The organism is Nocardioides sp., from assembly GCF_016462705.1.
In the GTDB taxonomy this organism is placed as follows: Bacteria; Actinomycetota; Actinomycetes; order Propionibacteriales; family Nocardioidaceae; genus Nocardioides.
This window is the reverse complement of sequence record NZ_JAEMSS010000162.1, coordinates 1-9,367: the sequence shown is the minus strand read 5'-3', so window position 1 is coordinate 9,367 and position 9,367 is coordinate 1. Positions and strand designations below refer to the sequence as shown.

At 72.9% G+C, this 9,367-nt stretch carries 8 protein-coding genes; 5 read left to right on the top strand and 3 right to left on the bottom strand.

The window, feature by feature from the left end:
- The 4 genes from JHD21_RS17400 to JHD21_RS17385 all read left to right on the top strand — a co-directional run.
- Positions 1-849, top strand: an 849-nt coding sequence (locus JHD21_RS17400) for an OB-fold nucleic acid binding domain-containing protein (protein ID WP_292677735.1), incomplete at its 5' end; no start/stop codon positions are given.
- 31 nt (positions 850-880) lie between these two features.
- The gene (locus JHD21_RS17395) at positions 881-1,624 is read left to right on the top strand and encodes a methyltransferase domain-containing protein (protein WP_292677733.1); all 744 of its coding nucleotides are present in this window, start codon (positions 881-883) and stop codon (positions 1,622-1,624) included.
- Positions 1,625-1,870: 246 nt separating this feature from the next.
- On the top strand, positions 1,871-3,082 hold the full coding sequence (dinB, locus tag JHD21_RS17390; RefSeq protein ID WP_292677731.1) for a DNA polymerase IV: 1,212 nt from the start codon (positions 1,871-1,873) through the stop codon (positions 3,080-3,082).
- Between the two features lie 163 nt (positions 3,083-3,245).
- Positions 3,246-3,692 carry a DUF3040 domain-containing protein gene (locus tag JHD21_RS17385; RefSeq protein ID WP_292677729.1) on the top strand — a complete coding sequence of 149 codons (447 nt, stop codon included), beginning with the start codon at positions 3,246-3,248 and terminating at the stop codon, positions 3,690-3,692.
- A gap of 210 nt (positions 3,693-3,902) precedes the next feature.
- On the opposite strand, the gene JHD21_RS17380 is transcribed toward JHD21_RS17385, so the two are convergent.
- From JHD21_RS17380 to JHD21_RS17370, 3 genes are read right to left on the bottom strand one after another with little or no spacing between them, the layout of a single operon-like run.
- Positions 3,903-6,302, bottom strand: a complete 2,400-nt coding sequence (locus JHD21_RS17380; RefSeq protein ID WP_292677727.1) for a DUF3488 and transglutaminase-like domain-containing protein — start codon at positions 6,300-6,302, stop codon at positions 3,903-3,905.
- Positions 6,303-6,306: 4 nt separating this feature from the next.
- Positions 6,307-7,599, bottom strand: a complete 1,293-nt coding sequence (locus JHD21_RS17375) for a DUF58 domain-containing protein (RefSeq protein WP_292677725.1) — start codon at positions 7,597-7,599, stop codon at positions 6,307-6,309.
- Between the two features lie 14 nt (positions 7,600-7,613).
- On the bottom strand, positions 7,614-8,558 hold the full coding sequence (locus JHD21_RS17370) for a MoxR family ATPase (protein ID WP_292677737.1): 945 nt from the start codon (positions 8,556-8,558) through the stop codon (positions 7,614-7,616).
- A 345-nt stretch (positions 8,559-8,903) separates the two neighbouring features.
- Between JHD21_RS17370 and mraZ the strand changes: the two genes are divergently transcribed.
- Positions 8,904-9,332, top strand: a complete 429-nt coding sequence (mraZ, locus tag JHD21_RS17365) for a division/cell wall cluster transcriptional repressor MraZ (RefSeq protein WP_292677723.1) — start codon at positions 8,904-8,906, stop codon at positions 9,330-9,332.
- The last annotated feature ends 35 nt before the right edge of the window (positions 9,333-9,367 follow it).

Below are 9,367 nucleotides of genomic sequence, written 5' to 3'. Positions count from 1 at the left end.
GTGTGGGCCCGGTCCGCCGCCCAGTCCAAGGCGACGGCGCCGCCCCCTCCCGTCGACTCCGTCCAGCTGACCCTGACCCTGGGCGACGAGCCCGGCGAGGGCGAGGTGTCCGGCCTGCCGGAGATGACCGCCGAGGAGCGGATGAAGGCCGAGCTGGAGATCCTCGGCCTCGACGTGAGCCGGCACGTCGTCGACTCCTACGCGCCGTTCCTCGAGGCGCTCGGCGTGGTCCGCAGCCGCGACCTGCTCACCCGGCGCAGCAGGTCCGAGCTGCTGGTGGCCGGGGTCAAGGTCGCCACCCAGACCCCGCCGATCCGCTCCGGGCGCCGGGTGATCTTCCTGACCCTCGACGACGCGACCGGCCCGGTCGACGCGACGTTCTTCGAGGACGCCCAGGGGCCCTACGCCGCCACCTTGTTCCACTCCTGGCTGCTGGTGGTGCGCGGCGAGCTGAGGAAGACCGGCTACCGCGGCGTCTCCCTGCGGGCCACCGGCTGCTGGGAGCTGCCGGTGCTCTCCGCCCTGTGGGAGCGCGAGGGGATCGAGGCGGTGCGCGAGCAGATGGCGGTGGTTCCCGAGGGGTTCGGCGGGGTGGGCCTGGTCAACGCCGGGCCGGGTGCGGCCGAGAGCCGGTCCAGCCGGCCGGTGATGGCCGCGCCCCAGACCTTCGGGACGGACGCCGAGCAGGAGACCGGTCACTACACGGCGGGTGGCATGGGCCGGCGCCGGGTGCTGGTGCACTCCAGCGGCTTCCAGGTCTCGCCCTACGCCGATATCAAGCCGGCGGGGGAGGACACCAAGGAGGTGGCCCGGAAGTTGTGGCACCGAAGTCCGGGAAGTCCAGGATGAGGACCCACCTCCACGCCTTAGAGTCTGGCGCATGTCGACCAACGAGCGGCCCAGCGAACGACGGGCCAGCGCCCGCACCGCGGTGGTGTGGGAGGCCCTCGCGACCGCCCTCGAGCAGGGGTCCTCGCGCATCGTCGACGTCGGCGGCGGGACCGGCGGGTTCGCGGTCCGCCTGGCCGAGCTCGGCCACCGGGTCACCGTGGTCGATCCCAGCCCCGACGCCCTGGCCGCCCTCGACCGCCGGGCCCGCGAGGTCGGGGTCGAGGTCACCGGGCTCCAGGGTGACGTCTCCGACCTGGTCGACCTCATCGACATCGGTGCCGAGCCGGTCGACGTGGTGCTCTGCCACGGCGTGCTCGAGGTGGTCGACGACCCGGCCGCGGCGCTGGCCACGATCCGCAGGGTGCTGCGTCCCGGTGGGGTGCTCTCGCTGCTGGTCGCCCAGCGGCACGCGGCGGTCATCGCCCGGGCCATGGCCGGCCACTTCCCGCAGGCACTCGCGCTCCTGGCCGACACGCCCGCCGCGACCGAGACCTCCCCGTCGTCCCGGACCGGGCACCGGTTCACCGCGGACGAGGCCGCCTCGCTCCTCATGGGCGCCGGTTTCGAGCTCGCCTCGATCCACGGGGTCCGGGTCTTCGCCGACCTGGTCCCCGGCTCCCTGCTCGACCTCGAGCCCGGTGCCGCCGCGGCCCTGGTCGAGCTGGAGCGGCTCGTCGCCGAGCGCGCCGAGTACTTCCCGCTGGCCACTCAGCTGCACCTGCTCGCGCTCTGAGTCAGGTCACTCCAGGAGTGGTGTCGCCGAGTCGGCGGTACTGCAGCGCCGGCGCGAAGCGCCCCCGGCTGCCGTAGCGCCGACTCGGCGCACGTGGCAGGGACCTTCGGTTCTCGCTGGGTCCCAGCCACCGCCTGACGTCTCGCTTCACGTGCGCCGAGTCGGCGCTACTGCCGGGGTGGGCCTCCGGCCGGAGAGCAGTACCGCCGACTCGGCGAGGTCACATCGCTCGGGGGGAGGATCGAAGTGACGACCTCCGCTGGCGCTCCGGTCGCCACCCCGATCCTCCACGTCGACATGGACGCCTTCTACGCCTCCGTCGCGACAAGGGACCGGCCCGAGCTCCACGACGTGCCCGTCATCGTGGGCGGCGGCTACCGCGGCGTGATCCTGTCGGCCAACTACCACGCCCGCGCCTTCGGCGTCCGCTCCGGCATGCCTTCCACGCGGGCCCGGCGGCTGTGCCCGCACGCGGTGTCGGTCCCGGCCGACCACGACCTGTTCTCGACGGTGTCCGCGGCCGTGGTCGAGACCTTCCGGCGGGTCACCCCCCAGGTCGAGGTGGTCTCCCTCGACGAGGCGTTCCTCGACGTCCGCGGGTCGACCCGTCGCCTCGGCGGCCCGGCCACGATCGCCGAGCGGCTGCGCGCGACCATCCACGACGAGCAGGGCATCACCTGCTCGGTCGGGGTGGCGGCCTCGGTGTCGGTGGCCAAGCTGGCCAGCCGCCGGGCCAAGCCCGACGGGGTGGTCGTCGTCCCGCCCGAGGCGATCACCTCGTTCCTGCACCCGCTCGACGTCGGTGAGCTCTACGGCGTGGGGGAGAAGACCCAGGCCATGCTGCACCGGCTCGGTCTCGTCACCGTCGGCGACGTGGCGCACACCCCGTTGCGGACGCTCCAGCGCGCGGTCGGTGCCGGGCTCGGCAGCCAGCTGCACGAGCTGGCGTGGGGGACCGACCGGCGGGAGATCACTCCCGGCCGGGTCTCTGTGTTCGGCATGGGCGGTGACCCGGACAAGTCGATGGGTGCCCAGGAGACCTTCGGTCGCGACATCGACGACCGCGAGGTCGTGCTCCGCGAGGTGCTCAAGCTGACCGCCAAGGTCGCCTCACGGATGCGGGTCGCCGGCGTGGCCGGCCGCACCGTCTCGCTGACGGTCCGGTTCGCCGACTTCACCACCATCACCCGGGCCCGCACGATGGGTGAGTCCACCGACGTGACCCAGGAGATCTACCGCACCGCGGTCGCGCTCTACGACGCCCTCGGCCTGCAACGGGCCCGGCTGCGGCTGGTGGGGGTGCGGGTCGAGGGGCTGGTGCCCCGGACGACCGTCCACCGCCAGCTCCTCCTCGGCGAACGCGAGCACGGCTGGTCCGACGCCGACCGGGCCGTGGACCGGGCGACCCGGCGGTTCGGGGGAGCGGCGGTGCAGCCGGCGAGCCTGCTGGGCCGCTAGGCGTGGGGGTGGTCGACGCGTCCGAGGACCCGCCCGAGGACGGTCCGACAGATCTCTCACATAACGAAATGTGTGGGACGCCTAGTGTCGCCACCGACGCCTGCCTACACTTGGCACGTCGATGGTCGCTCAGACCCGCGCGTGGGACTGACGGGAGGAACCGGTGCCACTCTCCGAAGAGGAGCTTCGACTGCTCGAGCAGATGGAGCGCGCCCTCGTCGAGGAGGACCCCAAGTTCGCCTCCACCCTGCGTGGCACCTCGCTACGCCGCTCGGCCCGGCGCCGCGCGATCCTCGCCGGCGTGGTCTTCCTGGCCGGCGTCACGATCCTGATGGCCGGCGCGATCACCCAGATGCCGCCCATCGGCATCGCCGGGTTCGTGGTCATGCTCGGCTCCGCCACCGTCGCGCTCACCGCCATCCGCGGCCAGCAGGCGGCCTCGGCCCCGGCCGACCCCCGCACCGCGATGCACCCGTCCCGCGGCTTCACCGTCATCGACGGTGGCCGCCCCTCCCGACCTCGTCGCCAGCGGCGTACCGCCTCGTCCGGCTCCTTCATGGAGCGGATGGAGGAGCGGTGGCGTCGGCGGCGCGAATCCGGCGGCTTCTAACACCTGCGCACCCAGCCCGACTGGCACCCGAGCCCAGTCGGCGGTACTGCAGCGCCCGCGCGACGCTTTGGGGCCCCCGCGGGCTTGTGGCGGAGGAGCGAAGCGGGGGAGCCGCAAGGTCGTGGGGTGACGCGTTGCGCCCCAGTCACCGTAGCGCCGACTCGGCGGTCACGAAGCGCGACGCAGGTCAGGATCGAGAACGCAACAACCTCACCCCACGTGGTCGACGACCCCCGCGTACGCCGGCCGCGACGAGCCCTCGTCGTCGTCGGGCTTCTTGCTGACCACCCGCTCCCGCACGAACAGCGACCTCGGCCACCACTCCGCCCTCCGCCGGGCGCGGGCACTCGAACCGCCGGACAGGGCGAGGATGCAGGTCTCGGTGTCGGCCGACCAGGAGCCGACCGGGCCGGGCCGGCGCTCGGCGTAGCGGCTCAGCTCCAGGGCCAGCACCAGGCGGTCCAGGGCGTCGACGGCCTCGGGATTGGTCTCGGGCCCACGACGTGGCCGCTCCGGGGTGAACTCGTCGGGTGCTGCGCCGAACCAGCGCACCAGGGTGTCAGCGGTCTGGCGGGGGGAGCGCCCCCGGGGCCAGACCAGGCCCAGGTCGCGCACGCTGTCGCGCAGCTCCAGCCAGGCGTCCTCGGGGCCGCCGGCCAGCCGTGCGCTCCGCCGCCGGCGACGCACGGCGCGGGGGGCCAGGAGGAGCCCCACGAGCAGCAGGACGGCCGCCGTCGTGCCGAGGATCCCGAGCCACGGGACGTCGGCCGCCCCGTCCGATCCCGCGGCGTTGTCGTCCTGCTGGTCGGGCGCGGCCGTGGGCGAGTCCCGGACCGGGTTCTGGATGTCGTCCTGGCTCGGGTTGGTCGTCGGGTCCGTCTCCTCGGGCAGGTTGACCAGCTCGGTCGTGTAGTCCGGCACCGACTGGGCCCGCCCACCCGGCGTCGGCTCGAACCGGACCCAGCCGGCGCCGGCGATGTAGAGCTCCGGCCACGCGTGCAGGTCGTGGGCGCTGTAGACGAAGGTGTCTGGCCGGACCTCCTCGGGCCGGAGGAAGCCGACCGCGACCCGGGCGGGGATCCCGAGGATCCGCGCCATCACGGCCATCGACGCCGCGAACTGCTCGCAGTAGCCGGTCCGCCCGCCGGGGCCGTCGCTGAGGAAGGTCAGGAGGTCGTCGGCACCGTTGTCGCCGGGGGTCGACTTGTCATAGGTGAAGCCACCGCCCCGCCGGAACCAGTTCTGCAGGGCGACCGCCTTCTCGAACCGGGACGGCGCCTGCTCCGTGACGTCGAGGGCCAGCTGCCGGATCTCGTCGTCGAGCCCGGAGGGGAGGTCGGTGAACTCGTCACTGACCAGCCCGGTCGAGGACGCCGCCACGGCGAGGTCGTTGGCGTCGAGGTCGAGCTCGACGGAGGTGAGCTCCCAGTCCAGCCCGGCGGTGTCGAGACCCTTGTCACTGGCGAGGAAGTCGCGGGTGTCCAGGTCGTAGCGCCAGTCGCCCTCGGCCTCGACCCGGCTGACGTGGGTCGTCGTGGGCAGCCACGTCGAGGTGAAGTCGTCGGTCGCGGCGATGGCGTAGTCGTACTCCTGGCGGGGCACCGCGGGGTCCACGCCTTCCAGGGACGGCATCGGCCCGTTGGCCTGGTTGCTGCTCGGCACGTCGCGGTCACCCGAGCTCCAGGCCTCGGACGAGAACCTGTTGAGCACGGCGATACGTAGGTAGGACGGGTCGGGGTCGTCGGTGACGACCTGCAGCAGGGGGTCGTCGTCGCCCTGGATCAGGTCGCGGCGCAGGTCGACCATCGGGTTGTCGATGTTGATGTCACCGCTGCCGCCCGAGCCCGGACCCCAGTCGAACACCTGCAGCTCCAGCGTGGGGATGGCGGCGGGCACGACGATCGCAAGGGCGGTGACCACGCCCCCGATCGCCCCGGCGCTGGCCCGGACCGCTCCGGTGCGCACCCCGAAGGCGTCCGCGTCGAGGCCACCTCGGTCCCGCTCGAGCGACCGCCCCCAGCGTGAGACCTGCTCGTCCTCGTGGACGAACAGCATCGCGAGGAAGCCGGCCGCGGTGAGCACGAACACCCACCACGCCGGGCCCGAGCCCAACATGCTCAGGGGCACGCTGAAGATGGTGAGCAGCGGCAGCCCGGCCAGCGGGACCCGCCGCACGGTGCACGCCAGGAAGTCCACCAGGAGCATGAGGCCGAGCCCGCCGGCGATCAGGATCGGGTCGACACCCGGGGCGTCCGCGGGGACCGGGGGAGCGAACCGGTTGGCGCTGTCCACCGCGTCGCCGAGCTTCTCGGTCAGCCTGGCCCAGGCGGACCCGACCGGCAGGGGAGACCCGGTGAGCATCAGGGAGGCGGTGATCGCCGTCGAGGCGACCTGGGCGAGCAGGACGACCGCCGCCGGCGCGCGCCACCAGCGGGCGAGGATGCCGGTGACGACGAGGACGACGCCGAGCAGGAGCAGGGGTCCGAGGAAGTGCCCCGACAGCTCCACGAACCCGCGCCACGACAGCAGCGCGACCCACGTGGTCGCCACCCCCAGCGTCGAGAGGGTGGCCAACGAGACGAGGCTGGCCCGCGAGCGGTGGGTCACCATGTCCTCACCGTCCACCCGCCGGCGCGGCAGCCGCCGGGGCGGCACCCACCCGGGACCGGGCGCTCTGCGTCGACCCGCGCCCGAGCTCGTCCCACATGGTCTCGAGCCGGTCCCGCGGGCCGAGGGGCACGGCGCGCCACCCCTGCTGGGCCAGCAGTCCGGCCGCTCCGCCGCTGCCACCGCCGCCCGACACCCAGGCATCCACGTCGAGGGCGACGGCGAGCGCCGAGCTGGCGTGGGTCTGCATCCGGCGCAGCACGGGTGTGTCGACGGTCTCCACCCCTCCGACCACCGCGACCAAGAGGCCGCCCCCTCCGTGCTCGGTGAGCCAGCCGGTGTCGAGCTGAGGCGCCTGGGTCGGCGCCAGCACGGCCAGCGCCTCCAGCAGCGGCGCGGTGTTGAGGTCGGACTCGCGCACGTGCCAGGCGCTCGACGGGTCCTCTCCGGACGCGGTGACCAGCCGCACCGCGAAGCCGCGGTGGGTCAGGTGCACGGCGATCGAGGCGGCGACCGAGACCGCGGCCTCGAGCGAGGAGGCGATGCCCTGCCCCCGGTGCGAGCGCATCCGGTTGTCCAGGAACAGGGTCGCCCTCGACTGCCACGGCTGTTCCTCACGGCGCACCATGAGCTCGCCCATCCGGGCCGAGCTGCGCCAGTGCACCCGGCGCAGGTCGTCGCCCTGGCGGTACTCGCGCACGGTGACGTCCTCGGCGCTTCCGGTCGCGAACGCCCGCGGCCGGTTGTCGCCCGACCCCGTCCACGCCCCACCGAGCGGGATCGAGGACAGGGGGACCGTGCGTGGCGTGACGGTCAACGGCACCGTGGTCTGGAACGCGCGCGCGAGCTCGACCAGCCCGAACGGGTCCACGACCCTGACCGTCATCGGGCCGATGTCGAACTTGCCGCGGACGTCGGAGCGGACCTGGTAGGAGACGTGCCGCCGCCAGCCGTGGCCGATGCCCTCCAGGACGAACCGGGGCCGGGTGCCCAGGACGTAGGGCAGCTGGTCCTCGAGCAGCAGCACCCCGCTGGGGGTGCGCCCCTCGTTGGTCAGGGAGAGCTGCACCCGCGCGGGCTGGCCCGCCGCGACCAGCTGGGGCGTCACGGTGCGGACCAGGGCGAGCCGGTAGCGGCTGCGCCCGATGAACAGCGCCGTCACCAGGGGCAGGGCCAGGACGAGCACCCCCACCCGGCTCAGCGACGACTCGCCCAGCAGCACGGCGCAGACGATCGCCGTGACTCCCGCGGCCACGAAGGCCCGCCCTCGGAGGGTCAGGCCCCGCAACGCCTCGCGCATCGGTCTCGGTCCGTCTAGCTGGTCGGGGCCGGGACCGGCACCGAGGCGATGATCCCCTCGAGCACCGCCGAGGTGGAGCGACCGCTCATCGACGCCTCGACGCTCGGGAGCAGGCGGTGCGCGAGGACCGTCTGGGCCAGGCCGTGGACGTCGTCGGGCAGCACGTAGTCGCGGCCCTTGATGGCGGCCATCGCCTTCGCCGCGCGGACCAGGTGGAGCGTGGCGCGGGGCGACGCCCCCAGCGTGAGGTCCTCGGTACGCCGGGTGGCCGACGTCAGCGCGACGGCGTACCGCTGCACGGTCTCGGCGACGTGCACCTGCCGGACGATGCCGATCAGCTTCGCGATCTCGGCGGCGTCGGTGACCGGCTCGAGGTCGTCGAGCGGGTTGCTGTGCGTGTGCGAGCCGAGCATGGCGATCTCCGCGGCTTCGACGGGGTAGCCCACGGACACCCGGGCCATGAAGCGGTCGCGCTGCGCCTCGGGGAGCGCGTAGGTGCCCTCCATCTCGATCGGGTTCTGGCTGGCGATCACCATGAACGGCAGGTCGAGCTCGTAGGTCGTGTTGTCGACGGTGACCTGGCGCTCCTCCATGCACTCCAGCAGCGCCGACTGCGTCTTGGGCGAGGCGCGGTTGATCTCGTCGCCCACGACGATGTTGGCGAAGACGCCGCCGGGCCGGAACTCGAACTCGCGGGTGTTCTGGTTGAAGATCGAGACGCCGGTGACGTCGGACGGCAGCAGGTCGGGCGTGAACTGGATCCGGCGCACCGAGCAGTCGATGCTGCGGGCCAGGGACTTGCTGAGCATCGTCTTGCCGACGCCGGGCACGTCCTCGATCAGCAGGTGGCCCTCGGCCAGCAGGACGACCAGCGTCGACTGGACGACGTCGGCCTTGCCCTCGATGACCTTCTCGACGTTGGCTCGCACGCGGGCGACCACGCGCGCCAACGTCTCCAGGTCGGCTCCGCCCCGGTGTGCTCCGCCCGCAGGGACCTCCGTCGACTCGACAGCCGGCTCAGCCACTCGCGCAACCCCTCTCACCGCGGCGAGCCTCGGTGGCCCGTCGTCACCCTTCGCACAACTTCGCAGAACCCTTCGCAGACACCGTAGGCGTTGGCCTCAACTGCGGCACCCCACCGACGCAGATCGTGACCGGTGCGCAACCCGCCGCCGCCCCCGGCGGCGCCGAGCCCGCGAGGGAGCGACTCGCCGTCCGGTTTGGGGGAATGTGGTTGACGGTGGAGGGAAGTGGAGTAGTGTGGAGGAAAGTGGAGCAAGCGAGCTGAGTGGTGGAGGCGCCCGATGTTCTTCATGGGCACCTACACGCCGAAGCTCGACGACAAAGGGCGGCTGATCCTCCCGGCGAAGTTCCGGGAGCAGCTGGCGGAGGGACTCGTGGTGACACAGGGACAGGAGAAGTGCCTGGACGTGTGGCCCGAGTCCGACTTCATGGCCGAGGCCGAGCGTGCGAAGACGCGCGGCATGACGTCGAAGACCGGGCGTGACTACGCCCGGATGCTGTTCGCCAGCGCCGAGCAGGGCGTCCCCGACAAGCAGGGCCGCATCTCGCTGACGCCGTCGCTGCGGGAGTACGCCGCCCTCACCCGCGACGTCGTCGTGATCGGCGCGATGGACCGGGTGGAGATCTGGGAGCCGACCCGCTGGCGCGAGTACTCCGCCTCCGCCCAGGAGAAGTTCGCCGAGCTCGACGAGGAACGCACCACCGACTGACCACCCGGCCGACAGGCCCTCCACATCGCTCCACC

Bases quoted from the DNA above. Each gene is read 5' to 3' on its own strand.
- JHD21_RS17395 (WP_292677733.1), top strand. From the start codon at position 881: ATGTCGACCAACGAGCGGCCCAGCGAACGACGGGCCAGCGCCCGCACC.
- JHD21_RS17380 (WP_292677727.1), bottom strand. From the start codon at position 6,302: ATGGTGACCCACCGCTCGCGGGCCAGCCTCGTCTCGTTGGCCACCCTC.
- JHD21_RS17375 (WP_292677725.1), bottom strand. From the start codon at position 7,599: ATGCGCGAGGCGTTGCGGGGCCTGACCCTCCGAGGGCGGGCCTTCGTG.
- mraZ (WP_292677723.1), top strand. From the start codon at position 8,904: ATGTTCTTCATGGGCACCTACACGCCGAAGCTCGACGACAAAGGGCGG.